The sequence below is a fragment of the Cohnella kolymensis genome, from assembly GCF_000829465.1.
GTDB classification, from domain to species: domain Bacteria; phylum Bacillota; class Bacilli; order Paenibacillales; family Paenibacillaceae; genus Cohnella; species Cohnella kolymensis.
The window spans coordinates 43,054-57,661 of record NZ_JXAL01000024.1; the positions used below are offsets into that span (position 1 = coordinate 43,054).

General features: G+C 47.7%; 19 protein-coding genes and 1 pseudogene. 2 read left to right on the plus strand and 18 right to left on the minus strand.

Translation table 11 applies throughout. The features are described from left to right. Positions 1–64 precede the first annotated feature (64 nt). The gene (locus SD71_RS15225; RefSeq protein WP_052476295.1) at positions 65–1,492 is read left to right on the plus strand and encodes an MFS transporter; all 1,428 of its coding nucleotides are present in this window, start codon (positions 65–67) and stop codon (positions 1,490–1,492) included. 63 nt (positions 1,493–1,555) lie between these two features. Here SD71_RS15225 and SD71_RS15230 read toward each other — a convergent pair whose 3' ends face one another. The 7 genes and pseudogenes from SD71_RS15230 to SD71_RS15255 form a co-directional block, all read right to left on the minus strand. Continuing rightward, positions 1,556–2,560 (minus strand): SMP-30/gluconolactonase/LRE family protein, encoded by a 1,005-nt coding sequence (locus tag SD71_RS15230; protein WP_235427147.1) that lies wholly within the window; start codon positions 2,558–2,560, stop codon positions 1,556–1,558. Positions 2,561–2,638: 78 nt separating this feature from the next. Further along, positions 2,639–3,208 (minus strand): MFS transporter, encoded by a 570-nt coding sequence (locus SD71_RS25645; RefSeq protein ID WP_268747756.1) that lies wholly within the window; start codon positions 3,206–3,208, stop codon positions 2,639–2,641. Continuing rightward, complete coding sequence (locus SD71_RS25650) at positions 3,096–3,845, minus strand: MFS transporter (RefSeq protein WP_268747757.1); 750 nt, start codon at positions 3,843–3,845, stop codon at positions 3,096–3,098. Before SD71_RS25650 ends, SD71_RS25645 begins: the two co-directional genes overlap by 113 nt. Positions 3,846–3,955: 110 nt before the next feature. Beyond that, a pseudogene (locus tag SD71_RS26275) lies at positions 3,956–4,707 on the minus strand (DUF2935 domain-containing protein). Positions 4,708–4,832: 125 nt separating this feature from the next. After that, positions 4,833–6,044 (minus strand): MFS transporter, encoded by a 1,212-nt coding sequence (locus SD71_RS15245; protein WP_041064923.1) that lies wholly within the window; start codon positions 6,042–6,044, stop codon positions 4,833–4,835. A gap of 150 nt (positions 6,045–6,194) precedes the next feature. Then, positions 6,195–6,674 carry a GNAT family N-acetyltransferase gene (locus tag SD71_RS15250; RefSeq protein WP_041064926.1) on the minus strand — a complete coding sequence of 160 codons (480 nt, stop codon included), beginning with the start codon at positions 6,672–6,674 and terminating at the stop codon, positions 6,195–6,197. Positions 6,675–6,696: 22 nt separating this feature from the next. Further along, positions 6,697–7,113: a VOC family protein gene (locus tag SD71_RS15255; protein ID WP_041064929.1), complete on the minus strand. Its 417-nt coding sequence runs from the start codon at positions 7,111–7,113 to the stop codon at positions 6,697–6,699. 278 nt (positions 7,114–7,391) lie between these two features. Here SD71_RS15255 and SD71_RS22375 point away from each other — a divergent pair, with 278 nt between their 5' ends. Then, complete coding sequence (locus tag SD71_RS22375) at positions 7,392–7,802, plus strand: YkgJ family cysteine cluster protein (protein ID WP_052476297.1); 411 nt, start codon at positions 7,392–7,394, stop codon at positions 7,800–7,802. 30 nt (positions 7,803–7,832) lie between these two features. Here the strand turns inward: SD71_RS22375 and SD71_RS15265 are convergent, their stop codons facing one another. The 11 genes from SD71_RS15265 to SD71_RS15320 all read right to left on the minus strand — a co-directional run bounded on the left by SD71_RS15265 (position 7,833) and on the right by SD71_RS15320 (position 14,520). Further along, positions 7,833–8,018 (minus strand): hypothetical protein, encoded by a 186-nt coding sequence (locus SD71_RS15265; protein ID WP_041064931.1) that lies wholly within the window; start codon positions 8,016–8,018, stop codon positions 7,833–7,835. A 71-nt stretch (positions 8,019–8,089) separates the two neighbouring features. After that, entirely contained in the window at positions 8,090–8,578 is a 489-nt protein-coding gene (locus SD71_RS15270) for an SRPBCC family protein (RefSeq protein ID WP_041064934.1), read from the minus strand. Between the two features lie 364 nt (positions 8,579–8,942). Next, positions 8,943–9,509, minus strand: coding sequence for a GNAT family N-acetyltransferase (locus SD71_RS15280; protein ID WP_041064939.1), 567 nt, complete (start codon positions 9,507–9,509; stop codon positions 8,943–8,945). A gap of 41 nt (positions 9,510–9,550) precedes the next feature. Further along, positions 9,551–9,844 carry a hypothetical protein gene (locus tag SD71_RS15285; RefSeq protein WP_041064941.1) on the minus strand — a complete coding sequence of 98 codons (294 nt, stop codon included), beginning with the start codon at positions 9,842–9,844 and terminating at the stop codon, positions 9,551–9,553. Next, positions 9,831–10,043: a hypothetical protein gene (locus SD71_RS15290; protein ID WP_041064943.1), complete on the minus strand. Its 213-nt coding sequence runs from the start codon at positions 10,041–10,043 to the stop codon at positions 9,831–9,833. Before SD71_RS15290 ends, SD71_RS15285 begins: the two co-directional genes overlap by 14 nt. 453 nt (positions 10,044–10,496) lie before the next feature. Next, positions 10,497–10,862 (minus strand): class I SAM-dependent DNA methyltransferase, encoded by a 366-nt coding sequence (locus SD71_RS22380; RefSeq protein WP_052476298.1) that lies wholly within the window; start codon positions 10,860–10,862, stop codon positions 10,497–10,499. Between the two features lie 45 nt (positions 10,863–10,907). Beyond that, positions 10,908–11,294: a zinc ribbon domain-containing protein gene (locus SD71_RS23180; RefSeq protein ID WP_082034277.1), complete on the minus strand. Its 387-nt coding sequence runs from the start codon at positions 11,292–11,294 to the stop codon at positions 10,908–10,910. A 226-nt stretch (positions 11,295–11,520) separates the two neighbouring features. After that, positions 11,521–12,027 carry a DUF6886 family protein gene (locus tag SD71_RS23185; protein WP_082034278.1) on the minus strand — a complete coding sequence of 169 codons (507 nt, stop codon included), beginning with the start codon at positions 12,025–12,027 and terminating at the stop codon, positions 11,521–11,523. A 77-nt stretch (positions 12,028–12,104) separates the two neighbouring features. Then, a complete protein-coding gene (locus tag SD71_RS15315; RefSeq protein WP_041064946.1) occupies positions 12,105–13,085 on the minus strand; it encodes a quinone oxidoreductase family protein in 981 nt (326 codons plus the stop codon). Positions 13,086–13,426: 341 nt separating this feature from the next. Next, on the minus strand, positions 13,427–13,645 hold the full coding sequence (locus tag SD71_RS25975) for a hypothetical protein (protein WP_326998763.1): 219 nt from the start codon (positions 13,643–13,645) through the stop codon (positions 13,427–13,429). Then, the gene (locus SD71_RS15320) at positions 13,636–14,520 is read right to left on the minus strand and encodes an NAD(P)-dependent alcohol dehydrogenase (RefSeq protein ID WP_326998764.1); all 885 of its coding nucleotides are present in this window, start codon (positions 14,518–14,520) and stop codon (positions 13,636–13,638) included. Before SD71_RS15320 ends, SD71_RS25975 begins: the two co-directional genes overlap by 10 nt. Between the last annotated feature and the right edge of the window lie 88 nt (positions 14,521–14,608).

Sequence of the window (14,608 nt, forward strand, 5' to 3'; positions counted from 1 at the left end):
TGCCGATTTTTTCGGGCTTCAATTTATTTATCAATAAATAAAAACTTAATGGAGATGAAGTCCCATGTTTACCGCTTCAAGAGTTCGATTGCTCGCAGTAACATGTACCGCACTGTTCATGGCCATGTTGGACAATTTGGTGATCGGGGTCGCCTTACCTTCGATTCAGGAATCGTTCAAGGCCACCATCACAGACCTTCAATGGTTCATGAACGCTTACACCCTCGCGTTCTCGGTATTGCTTATCCCGTTCAGCGTCCTTGGGGAAAGATTCGGCCGCAAAAAAATGTTTTTAACCGGTGTCGTTTTGTTCACTTTAGGATCGGCACTATCGGGATTGAGCGAAAGTTCCATTCAGCTCATATTGTCGCGTGCCTTACAGGGAGTCGGTGGAGCTGCGATCGTGCCATTGAGCTTGACACTCGTGAATTCGGCATTCCCGGAGAAAATGAGAGCGGCCGCACTGGGCCTGTGGTCGGGGATTTCGGGGCTTGGGCTTTCGGTGGGTCCGCTGGTAGGCGGTTTAATCGTGGAGGGCGCACCTTGGCAGCTCATTTTCTGGGTGAATGTCCCCGCCGGTATGCTCGCTTTCGTGTTGGGATTATTTTGGCTAAAAGAATCAACTGGAGTAAAGAAACCATTAGACCCGCTCGGCATCTTGCTGCTCGGCACCGGATTGTTCGGCGTTGTGTTCGGACTGGAAAAAGGAAATCACGAAGGTTGGACATCGGATATCGTCGCAGGATCTTTAGCCGGCGGATTATTGCTGCTGATCGTCTTTTACTTGTGGCAGCGTACCCGAAAACAGCCGTTCGTCCGCTTCGACTTTTTCCGTAACGGCAAGTATTCGGCATTCATTTTCTCAGGCTTCTGGATGAACGCCGGCATCTTCGGTTCGATTTTTCTCCTCACGCTCTTCCTTCAACAGGGGCAAGGATATTCGGCTCTAGAGGCGGGAGTGCGCACAATGGCCTGGACAGGATGCACGATGATCGCCGCACCGCTTGCAGGACTCGCGGTATCCAGATTCGGCAACAAGGCAGTGTTGTCACTGGGCCTGGTGCTGCAAGGCTTGGCATTGATAGGATTCGGCATGCTGATCTTATCGCTTGGCGTCGACTTTCCTTTCGGATACCAGGCGCCGTTAATGATGCTGGCGGGTGCGGGAATGGGTTTGAGCTTCACTCCCCTCGCACATGGGGTTCTATCTTCGGTACCGGAGGATTCGGCAGGCGAAGCTAGCGGAATCAGCAACTCGACGCGGGAGCTGGGCGGTGTTTTCGGAATTGCGATCAGCGGTCTCATCTTTCAGTCAGGCTCGCAGATCCAATCGCCGGCAGACTTCGGCAGCCATGTCGTACCTGCATTACTGATCAGTGCCGGCATGATCAGCCTTGCGCTGCTCAGTGTTCTCTTGTTCACCGGATCCGCGTTAAAACGCAGAACCTTGGCGGTCAAGCAATCTCAAGCCTTGATAAAGCAGGAAACTTAAGTCCACGATAGAACACCCCGCTAATTGCTAGCGGGGTGTTATCTCTTGTTTTCTGCGTCATATTTATTTTTCATTAGAATGTTCTTGCACGAACTCTATCTTGGCAATCGAGGCACCGATTCCTGGCGAGTTCGGTGAATTCACTCCGCGGTCGATGTCGAAGTTGCTGGCATACAGAGTGCTGCCAATGAAATGAAGGCTGGCCGGGAATTCCAGAGGTCCTTCATTGTTGTTGCCCGCGATCTCGGTCACTTTGCCGGAATGTGAAACCTTGACGATCGCATTACGTTCGTTGGCTGCCACATACAGATCGCCATTCGGACCAAATGCGATACCATCGGCTCCATACAACAAAGGATCTTTCGCAAACCTCTCTACAGCTCCAAAAGTGCCGTCTTTCTTAATACTGACGCGATTGATTTCACCTGAACTGGTATTGGCGATATACAGACGCCCGTCGCGGCCGAAAGCTAATCCGTTGACCACAATCGGCTGCGTCGGACGATCGGCTGAAATGCCGCTTGCCCAAACCGTACGCTCACCATCCGGTGTAATTACATAGATATTGCCCGTGGCGCCCCCGCTAACATATAGATTGCCGTCACGGTCAAACACCAACCCATTCGCGCCGTCCACATCCACAGCAAAGGTTTCTACTTTATCAGATGTGAAGCTGCCTTTTTTCAGCTCTTGCTCAGAGACTCGGAGAATGACACCATCCACGCCCGGACCTCCGCCGCTCGCCATATACAGGTTTCCGTCTTTATCGAACACCATGCCCGTCGCCGATTGGGGAAGAACCGTTAATACTTCAACAGCCCCTGTATGGGGTGTGACCCGAATTAATCGCCTGGAATTAAGATCACTCGTATACAGCCTGCCCTGCTTGTCTCCTGTCAGGCCTTCTATCCTCATCCCCGCTGCGTTGTTGGCATCCAAATCCACGACAATCGACACTTCCCACGAATGATGCTTCTTCTCCTTCTGTTCCGAGGCAAACATTGAAGTACTCAGCAGAACCGACCAAATCATTGCCACTGCCAATGTAACGATAAACTTTTTGCGCATTTGCATTTCCTCCTTTTTAATCATGGATTCAAGCAGTTGCACATTAAATTTTACCATTTTTATGGAAGTGGGACAAAATTACGCTCCGGTTGGTTTTCCACCTTCAGTGAATGCTGCCTCTTTCTGCTTCTTATCGACCAGCTTGATCATCAACATAAAACCGGCGGCGCCGCAAAGCGAAATGACAACATTCACACGATACATGACAACCGCTCCGAACGTTTGGTACAACCATCCGCCCATCACTCCCGCCATGATTCCGGACACGCCTCCCCAGGTTAAAGCGAAAGCCGCCTGACCCGATGCCCGGTATTCCGCGGGGATTAAATAGGCGGTAAGCGTAGTGCCTAAGTAATAATAGCCGCCGAAGGTTACGCAATGCAGAAGCTGGATCAGCAGAATGTGTACAGGTTCCGAAGCGAACGACATCAGCGCCCAACGAACCGAGAACAGCAAGCTGGTCACCGCTAAGCAAAAGATCAAATAGCGGGTTTCGCGTTTGATGAAGCGGTCGAGCAGCAGAAAGACCGGCACTTCAAAGATGGCCGCCAAGAAAGCTCCCCATCCGACGAATACTTCCGAACCGCCAAGCTCTTGTATGTAGATGGAGACGAAAGTGGAATTGACCGAATTCGGTATCGAGACCAAGTACGCCTAGTAAGACAAAAATGAGAAACAGGGGATTTGTAAACACCGTACCGTATCCCTTATTGGAGAAGGCCTTGCCTGATGCAATCCCTATTGGCATGCCTGCAGTAAAAATCAAAGAGACGATGAGCAGCAGCGAATAGACGATCCACAATTCATCCATGCCCACGGCAACGAATACCGGACCTGCCGCAATCGCAACAACGGCGTAGCCGATCGACCCCCATGACCGGAAGGAACCGAATTTATAACCGGTGCCCTCGATTGTATTGAGAATCAGACTGTTGCCTTGAGAGGCAAGCGGGCTTTGAAAGAAAAAGAATAGAAGCATTGCAGCTATTAGCAGCACATACAGATCTGTACGCAATACTGCTTGCACGACAATCAAGCTTCCTGCAAGCAGCAAGACAATCGTCCGCCTGATATTCTGATACTTGTCGCTTACGTATCCCCAGAAAGGGTTGGCAATGATCGAAATGAACGGGCCGCCGGCCATAATCATGCCAACCTGAAGCTTGCTTAACCCTTGTTGGGAGAAGTACACCGGGAAGTAAACGAACAAGATGGCCACCGATCCGAAAGAGAAAAAAGTGAACAGCTTTAGGACCGTCAATTCACGTGGGTACGAAGATTTCAAATGTATTCCGCCTTTACATTTTCACCTTTAACTTGGTATCAATTATAACTTTTTTAGCGATAAAAAAATCAGCTTCCGTGAGAGGAAGCTGATTTTTAGTATAAACGCGGCTAGTCTTCCACACGTGGACGAGTCGGATCGCAATTCAAGTCGGGGATCACACCGCTTTTGGCAAGCTTCGTCAGGTAGTAACATTCTTCCCGCATCATATGATCAGGGATAAGTGGAGAAATCCGGTCCAGCACTTCGGATGATATCTCATCCTCCTCCAACTCAGCTAGGAATGCCATAAACAGGCGCATCTCCAAATTGATTTCTTTATGAAAACGCCGGAATGCTGGAAAATCATTTAGATTCGACCGAATGTAACCGGCCATTTCGATTGCTTTCAGGTAGAATGCCTCGAAATGCTTCTCAAAGTCTTTGCTTTTGTGAATCAGCCTTTTTTCCACCATGTCTAAATCAGAAGCTATGGCTCCCGCATGCCCGGCGGCGTCCGGCAGCCACAACAAGTCGTGATGCAGCGGATCAAATTCAGGCACCGGTTGACCTGCTGTCAAAACTTGCAGGATCCTCATATATTCTTCGAGTTCGTTAACCATATGATTGAGAAATGTCGGTGATAACATAATTTTCACTTTGCCGAGCAGCTGTCTGGCAAGCAGGTCTAGTTTAAAAAATCGAAAAGCAGCGACATTACCGAGTGTATCCCTATCGAATGCCGATAGATCCGTGGTTGTGTTTGCCGTTCGTGCCTGTGCGAGTAATTGATCAAATAAGTGAATATAGCTTCAGCCTTTGCGATATCCACGCTCTCACGTGGAGACAAGGAATTCAAGATGAATCTCCCATGATCCCCCATGATTTGCAGCCAAAAGCGGTGTTCGAACAACTCATTCTCCGCTCGGGTTTCGTTCAAGGTCCCCACACTCCCCTCGCCTCACCCTATGCGTGCGTGATTGTCCAATATGATGTTATATACAAGTGTCAGACTGACATCTCCCGAAGTGCCGCGTCGGACGATGCTGACTGCCGAACCGGGCGGGATGCGAAATAGAACACAAGCAGCAATGAAAACAGACCGAAAACGAGAACCATATATTTTAGTCCGATCAAATCAAGCAGCATGCCTGTACAAAGCAGAATGACCTGGAACAAGACTCGGTCGAACATGGTCCGGAACGAGAAAAACCGGCCGTGATACTCCTTTGGAACTTGCGTCTGAAACACAGTTGAAATGATAGGAAAAAAGCAGCCGATGCTGAGCCCGAACAATCCGAAAGCCACGAGCGACATGAGCTTGTCATCAGCAAAAAATAATAACAGATGCGAGATTGCCACAAATATGGACAGAGCGAACAGCCGCTGCATCATGCTGCCACCCGGCAGCCTTTTCGCCAGGACGGTTCCCAACATAAAGCAGCATCCTTCCACTGTATACAAAAGCCCTTTTATCGTCGCATCATGCTGAAGTTCGCTTATATTGATCACCATCAAATTGAATCCGCCTATGAAAAGCGTGGGTACGATGGTCAGCAGCAGTATTCTGGTCACAACCGGCATGCTTCTCAATAACGGTATGATTTCTCTGAAGCCTTTGCTCTTGCTGCTGCTGTGCCGTGAACCCGCATCCTTCCTGCTTTCATCTACGTTGATGTACCATGTCGAGATGAGCAGAAAAAGATAGGCGATCAATGAAGCCAGATATAAAGAATAAAGACTCATAACTGTTAACATGAGACCCGCGAGTGCAGTTCCGGCGATCCTGCCGACTGTAGCGACATTCATATGTATGCCGTTCAGCGTCAGCAGCTGTTTTTCTTCGACGGCCAGGGGAATGATGGCCTGGAGTGCAGGGAAGTAAAAGGCAGCTGAAATCTGAAGCGATATCGCGAACAGCACCATCCATAGCAGGGACTCTTGCTGCAAGGCAACGAACATGAAGCATACACTGACCATCCGCCCGAATCCTGAATAAAGCAGCACGGTCTTCTTTTTGCTCGAATCGATCACCCGGCCGGCAAGCGGACCTACGAGCACTCCGGCGAGCAGACCGATGAAGAGGATAACCGCCTTCAAGAAATCCGACGGCACATGCCGCTGCATGAATTCCAGATTCCCAATGATAGAGGTCCATAAACCTACGCCGGCAATGAGTTCACCGATACAAATAATCCACACGTTGCGGTTCTTCCACATGAATATTCCCCCAGTTCGCAATCACAACAATCCTACTTTACACCAAAAATCATTAGCCAGGGAAAAGAAGCAGTAACAATCAACAAAGTCTCAAACGACTAATTTATAAAAAACAAGCCGACATCGGTATTTGACCGATGTCGGCTTGTTTTACCGATCCAGTTTCAGAATAAATTCTTCGACCTCTGTGCCGCGTGCGTTAGAGAAGCCCTTGTCCTCACCGGTAATTGTAAACCCGCACTTTTCCAGCACACGAATAGAGCCGATATTGTCTTTCACTGCACGAGCATATAAGGGGCGAATCTTTGAGTCGGCCAGAAATTTCGAGAGCGCGGACGTGGCCACGCCTTTGCCCCAATGTTCCTTTGCAATCCAGTAACTCACGTGCGGTTCACCGAAGTGCTCAAAGCTGAGCACTTGCCCTGCGACGTCCCCGTTATAAATGATCGTCTTTTTTGAGATGTTATCATCCCTTAAAATCTTAAGCCAGCGAGTGGTGAAGGCATTCCTGTCCGCTGGGTCTGTAGGCGTAAAGGCAGCCATATAGTTGGCGGTTGCGTCCGATTGCTGCTCGTAAAATGTCGGTAGGTCATCTGTTATCATTTCTCGAAGAGTAACGTTAATTGTCATTTTATATTTCCGCCTTAACGAATTATTCTTGAGGGACTGCGCTTTCATCCATGTAGAAGACTTCCCAAAGATGACCGTCTACATCTTGAAAGCTCCACACGTACATAAATCCATGGTCAGTCGGATCATTCGATGGCTTGCCTCCGGCTGCCAGAGCCTTATTTACGAGCTCATCCACTTTTTCCTTGCTGTCGGCGGTCAAGGCCAGAATGACTTCCGTGCTTCTAGTTGCATCTGCGATTTCTTTTTTTGTGAAAGTCCCGAAAAATTGTTCAAGCAACAACATGGCATAGATGTGCTCGCTGATTACCAGGCACGCTGCGTTCTCATCGGTGAACTGGGCGTTAAATTCAAAGCCGATACTACGAAAAAACTCCATGGATTTATTGAGATCTTTAACGGGTAAATTAACAAATATTTTGTCTGCTGTAACTGCCATTGTTCCTCACCTCTAATTTCGGATAATTGGCGTGCGAAACTGCATGTGACAACGTCATAACCATGAAATTTACCGGCACCACCTCCATGTTTATTTCATTAAAATTTCCAAATCAAGGATATTGTAGCATGGAGAATACATAGGGATTTCTTATCGATTGCTATTGTTCTGGCAAGGCTGCGTCTTTTCCGTTTTTTTACATGACTGACGTGGTGTCGGGAAACAATAATGCCTGCGGTGGTGATTCACAGCTTTGAATGAGGAGGATGCTTGCGGCTATGGCGACGACAAATACAAAACCCTTTTCTTGCGATAACTGTATTGAGTGCTGCGCCAATGTTCCAGTGAGTGCCAAGGAGATGGTGACCATACGGCGAGCTGTTCGTGCGATGCCGCAAGAACAAATTGACCGGCTGAGGGGCCAGACACGGAAAACAGGTGCGTGTCCGTTGGTAGACGTGGAGAATAAGCGGTGTACCGTGTATGAAGCACGTCCATGGCTATGTCGCATGTTCGGATATATGGAAAAGGCGCAGTGCCCCTACAATAAGCACATCAAGCTGATGCCGTTTGCAGAGGCGCAGAAAAAATTTATGGCCGATGTTGGAGCGAGCACGCAGGAAGACATCCAGGCAGTCGGTGTCTTGGGCAGAGATATTACATGGGAAAAAGGCCTGGTGAGACTCTGACGCATTAACCGCGCTATTGGTCAGATGCCTTTACTGCTTGCCGATCATTGAAGAAATATCGCGATAAAAAGCGAGCGCTTCCGTATTTGGCTCTACGTGCGGCCGAAGCGCTGCTAGCAATTCTTTGTAATGCCGGTCTTTCTCCCTTTGGTCAAATGAGGATCTGCTGACGATCCTCGCAGACTTCAAATATTCGACAGGATACTGGGTTTTCATCCTTCATCATCTTCCTCTGATGGCTTTTTAATATCTTTACCCATTTTGAACCATTATTGAATTCGACCTTCTCAATTGATTGTCGAAGGCAGGTTTTCTATAAGCTCCACATACTTCTCATACCACGCTTTCCATTCGTTCTCCCGTGATTCCAGCGTCCTTCCATTCAGCAATGCGCTCACCACATCCAAGCAAACATGCCAACCGGCCAAATCTTTTGGAGTATGATTCGTGATCTTAGCTATTTTCTCGATCAACAGCAGACGACAGCCCTCCGGCTCTGGATACAGTTCAAACCGAACACGGTCTTCAGCCCATGTATATTCCAATACGGAGTTTATTTTAAGCTCGATAATTATTAGTACTTTATACGTCCCATCATGCATGTCGAAGCTTATGGTCCCGCCCTCACTAAGGTCGTCGACCCGCAGCTCAGGAAACCACTTGGGCAACTTTGCGTTGTCTGTCAGCCAAGACCATACCGCTTCTACAGAATGCTCGAGATGACGCTCAAAACAGGCGGTATATCCGTTTTCACTTCGTGTAATAGCAGCTAACATGTAAATCCTCCTCTTGCTTGACTCCATTTCGTTTTTGTTTCAAACAATTGGTATGGGGTAAATAAACCTTACCCTCCTACATGAAACATTAAATTTTTCCTTTTTAAAGGAGAACGTCCGATGGACTACTTTTGCCTAAAATGCATGACTACCCACAAAATCACAAATGATGCAATAGTTTTTAGAACCGCCTTCTATCAAGTGAAAACCAGCAAGATGAACGTTGGTTTCTGTAGCTCCGACAAGCATGCTGTACGCTTAATCTCTCTCCGACAGACAAGTATCATCCGACACAGTAAACGCTTTTTTCGGCTGTCAAAAAGATTGCATGTAAGGCAATCGATCATGCGTGCACCCAAATCGTTTATTTTTTGAACTTATAGATTGCCTTGATAAAACCCCCGAATACATCATGACTAAAGGTGAACCCACGACTGAGGTAAAAATTCAGCGCGGCATCATTGCCGTTTGATACATAAATAAATATTAAATCAACATCCGGAAAGCTCTCCAGCCATTCCATAGACATTTCTAAGAGTTTGGAGCCAAGTCCCATGTCCCGATATTGATCCCGCACATATAAGTTGTTTAAGCAGCCAATCTTATTCGGCAGATTAACCCATTCCGGATAAAAGCCCTTGCTGTTCTCGTCTTTCGGAGCCCATGCCGGGTATTGGCCCTTACTGTTTTCAATATTTTCGATGGTAGAAAAAACGTACCCGACAGGCATACCATTGTCCTTAACCACAATAACCTGACTTTCTAACGAACTTTCGTAGCTTTTTTTCATTCTTGTGTCAAAGTTCATAGAGTCAAAAGCTTCTGGTGCAATAGCAGCCTTCGATTTTTGAAATGCCATTAGCTCGTTGCACAACTGTCTACACTGCTCGATGTTTCCATCCTTCACAAGTTCGATTGTGACGTTTACCATGTTCTCTCCTCATTCACGATAGTTGATCATTTATATTTGACTCAGAACATCGACCGGATACCACCGGTTTTCGGGTTAACGTAGTACCACCCCCAGGTGGCCGTATGGCCCTCACCGGTATTCGGATCGTCGATCACGACTTCGTACACGTGAATTAAGTATTCGGCGCCTTCATTGTGGTCATATTCTACATAGATGGCCGGTTTACTGTCTAGCTTCAGATGCTTCCGCACCAATTTCTCCGCATCGGCTTTGGTCAACGTCTTGACCGGTTTTTTGCCTATGTACGCCGAATTCGCCTTGGAATCGAAAGAATAGGCTTTACCCAGCGACAAAAGAAGCGGGAGCGTAAACTTGCCCCTTGTATATGAACGTTTCCTGGCCGGACGGCAGGGATTTCTTCACCCCGTCGAAATAGACCGCCGCTTTCTGAACCTTGACGCTGATTTGCGACCCCGCCGCGAATCCAACAGAGCCGAATACGAGCGAGCCGACGGCCAATCCAAGAACGATTCCTTTTACCTTATCCTTCATGTCCCCATCTCCTTTTGCATCCAGTTTACTTCAAGGGACGGCAGGCCAGCCATCGCAATAGCTGTATCATTTGCTAATTTTTTCTTGCTTTAACAAGGCTTTAACTTGGGTTTATCTGATGTTTAATAGTTTTGAAATATACATGCCTCTTCCGCTAATTCCTTCAGGGTCATATTCCGTTTCCATTCCAGCTTCTTTAAAAGCAGAAAACATTTCATCGACGGTATATAGCCCTAGCTCATGTTTCTCTGATAAACGTGTAATTCCATCCTTAGTTCCAACTAAATACTCAAAATTAAGGACAGATAAATTGCCCGATTGGCCGGAGTACGACATCCGACTCACTTTGATATCATTTGTTCCGCCGTTAACAATAGATACATAACCAGGATGCCAAGTTTCTGGAGTAAACCAAGGTTCTATTATGATGAATCCACCTTGCTTGGTATGCTTTTACATTTGTTTTAAAGTTTGAGTCAAAGCAGTATAGGTGTTAGCGTATGCGATTGCACTGAACAGACACATTACTACATCATAATGCTTTTCTAATTTAAATGAAGTCATATCCCTGCACCAAAACGTAGAGGAAGGATTTCGATTTTGGGCTATTTCAACGAAACGCTCGCTTATATCAATGCCGTCTACTTTGAAAGAGTCATTCAAATGTTCAATATGTTTTCCTGTCCCACATGCAACGTCAAGAATTGATTTTGTATGAGGAAACCTTGTTAATATATATTCCTTGATATCGTTTGCTTCTTTTTTATAGTCCTTAAAACTATAAATCAAATCATATAAATCTTCAGTATTTTCGTGCATATTTGACCTCCAACCTCGAAACAACTTATTCGATGAGCTTATCTATTAACCCCCAAACAAAACATCCATCACAGTTCCCAACTTTCCGGCCTTGTGACCCTCCAGGACATCCGGATCATAGATCTCGACGAATCCGCAATTCATACAAGAAACGAACAAATAGTGGTTGTGCTGGATATCGAACAACTTGCTCAAGCCGGCACCGGTCATGGCCACTTCCTTGACGTTGCAATCAGTTCCTTTGCATTTGGCACATTTAAAGTTATCCTCGATAACCTCAATCACGCGTGCTTCCTCAAAAGCTTCGACGGCGCTCCCAGTGCGCGCATCCGGTGCAAAATCATCTTCTGTAACCTCGTGCAATTTATTTCGGCAATTCGGGCATCTTCCCTTAAGAATCTCTACCTCATGATGGCACCAAGGACATTCCATAACTTAGACTCTCCTTTTCTTCTGGGTAATATAGGAAATCTACAATCAAACATACAATAACACTTTAAGGAGCGTCCATGACCACATTTTTTAAAGAGTTGCGGATGACGTTGCGTATTTCTTTGCCGTTAAATGCACAGGGACCGCTGAAATGTATCAGCAGTCCCCGTGTGTTTATTGAACTAGTCGTGCCCGATTGAGTGAATGTTTGTGTACGTGTGGACGTTCAAACGCGGATATGGTCCGCTCTCCAGCGGGTGATGGATTTCTTGATCGCCTCATTCGTCATTCCGGTTTCAACGGCTTTCTGACACAAGACGAGGAATTCCTCATCTTCCGCGAACCTTAGTGCAAGGATTTGCCCCAAAGCAAGTCTGGAATCTAGCGGCTGCCCCGTATGTCTGAAGTGGCGAAAATTCTCCCCTTGCCGAAAACCATCGGTAGGCAATCTATATCTATATATGGTTGTCCTCTTAATACGCTCGTACCAATCATTTTCAACTGTGACTACAATGTCTGATTTCGTTGTACCAAAGAATTTAATATTATCCTCATCCGTGATTTCATTACTCCTAGTATAAACAATCCTCGGGCAATCTCTTGGAAAATAAAAAGTGAATTCATGGGCATCATCAATCGCCCAAACGACAGGCGGCATGTCCCTACGATTTTCTTTAACTCTAGGAACAAAAATCTCAATTGAACTTTCCTCGCTAAAATGAAATAACCTCATTTAGTGCCCCCTTCGTAAATGGATGCTCGAGGTTAATAACTCCGGATGTTCTAATCCGAACCACTGTGTTAGAAATCTTATGGTATCAACAAAATTTTGCCGGTACTGGCGCGACTCTCAAGCAATCGATGCGCTTGCTTACCTTCGCTAAGAGGAAAAGTCGTCGGCATGTCCACCCGTAGACGACCTTCATGAAGCTCGGTGAACAGAGCTTCACTGCGTTCTACCCGATCTTGCCGTGTTGTGATATGGTTCCACAGGTCACCTCCGGTCAGTGTCTTGGACGTATCCATTAGCATTCTCGGATCGACATGCTGAGGATCTCCCCCGGCCATGCCGTAGAAAACGACAACACCCTTGATGCGGACCGCCGAAAAACTGTCCATCAGAGTGGAGCCTACAGAGTCATACGCAACTTTCACGCCTTTTCCGTTGGAGGACCAATCCCGGGCGGCCTTGACCCAATGCCGATCAACACCGCTTCCATACAGCAAAACTTCATCCGCGCCAGCATGCAGCGCCTTCTCGCGCTTGGCATCGGACGATGTAAGACCGAGTACGCGAGCGCCCTTCGCCTTGCATAACTGCGTCAACAGCTGACCCACACCTCCGGCTGCGGCATGCACGAGTACCTCGTCACCCGCTAGCACACGATAACTGTCATGGACCAGATAATGTGCGGTCAATCCTTGGAGCAGCAGGGATGCTGCTTGCTCGAAGGTGATACTGTCCGGCAGCGGAATAGCCCGCTCCACAGGCACAGAGACAAGTTCCGCATTTGCAAACGGAACGTCGGCAAAAGCGATGCGGTCACCTTCACGCAGCCCCTCTACGCCGTAGCCGACATTCTCAATCACGCCGGCTCCCTCATATCCGAGTATATAAGGCGGTTCCCCCGCCAAATGATAGTTGCCCTTACGCCGATATACATCAGCAAAGTTGAGCCCGATTGCCTTCATCCGTACAATCACAGTGCCCAAAGCTGGCTGTGGCTCAGGGATGTCACGAAACTCCAGCACCTCAGGACCGCCAAAACGATCAAAAACTAATGCTTTCATACGGTTCATCCTCCGCGTTGTACGTTATGTCAACTTTATTATCGCATATTGCGGAGGGGAAATCCTGTATCTACACCTGCCCGTTTTTCAACGGCCTCGTTGCGGGGCAGCCTGTAGTTTGTACCACCGTGGACGTCCGACGATCCAAGAATCGGCCCCTGTCCGATTTAACTATTCTGCCGAAAACGTAATATAGAAAGGGACACTTTTCTATGACACGAGCGGTCTCAATCAAGACTTAATCGTCAAGAGTACCCACTCCTTTTCGGAATGAGTACTCTTGACGGTTATAATTCTCCTTTTGACAAATTTCAGCGCGACCGGCTTTTTGCGATCATCAGCTATTCAAATCTAATTATCGGCTTAATGGTCGTCCCTTTATGGGAATCCTCGAACGCCTGATTGATCTGATCGAATGAGTAGTATTTGATCAATTTGTCAAACGGGAATCTTCCCTTTTTGTACAACTCGATCAGCGCTGGAATGTACAATTGGGGGACGCTTCGGCCCATCAAAAATCCGCTAAGCGTTCTTTCGAACAGAATCGTGTTTAAATCCACCGTGCCTCAGTGCCCAGCTTCGAACCGCCGACTTGTACCGCGACTCCCAATAATTGAAGACTGTCTATTGCGTATCGCGTGTTTTCCGGACGGCCGCTGGCCTCAACGGCATGATCCACGCCTCCCCCCGTAATACTCTTAATCCTCTCCACCACATTGCCTTCCTTAGCGTTGATCGTATGCGTAGCGCCCAATTCCTTGGACAGTTCAAGACGGTTTTCCTGAATATCGACCGCAATAATGACCCCGCAATGAGCGACGTTGGCCGCCATCACCGCGCTCAAGCCTACCGCACCGATTCCGAATATAACGATGCTTGATCCTGGATCGGGTTTCAGCTTGTTCAGCACGGCACCGCTGCCTGTCTGAATGCCGCAGCCGAGCGGGCCGAGCATTTCAAGCGGAACGTCTTTAGGCACTTTGACAACGTTGCGTGCGCTTGTCACCGAATAATGCGCGAAACTGGACTGTCCGAAAAAGTTAGACAGCGGCTGATGGTCGTTATGCAAACGGCAAGTCCCGTCGGCCATGCGGCCTCCGAAATTGAGATCGTAGAACTCCAAGCAGGCATACGCTTTTCCGCTTAAACAGTTGCGGCAAACACCGCAGGAACTATAAGATAAAACGACATGATCGCCGGGTTCGATGTTTTTGACGCCCGGGCCCACCTTCTCGACGACGCCGGATCCTTCATGTCCCAAAACGGCGGGAAGAGGAACCGGGTAAGATTGATTTTGGGCGAAAAAATCGGTGTGACAAATTCCCGATGCCACGATGCGAACCAATACTTCGCCCGTCTGAGGTTCATCGACGGTGATATCGGTTATTTGAAAGGGGTCCCCTTCTCGAAAGACTACAGCAGCCTTGGTTTGCACAATAATTCCTCCATTTAGGAAACTCAGTATTTTGTACGTAGCAGTTACTCTGATTGAGCATTTTCAGCGGTTTCTTTTAAAGCAAAAG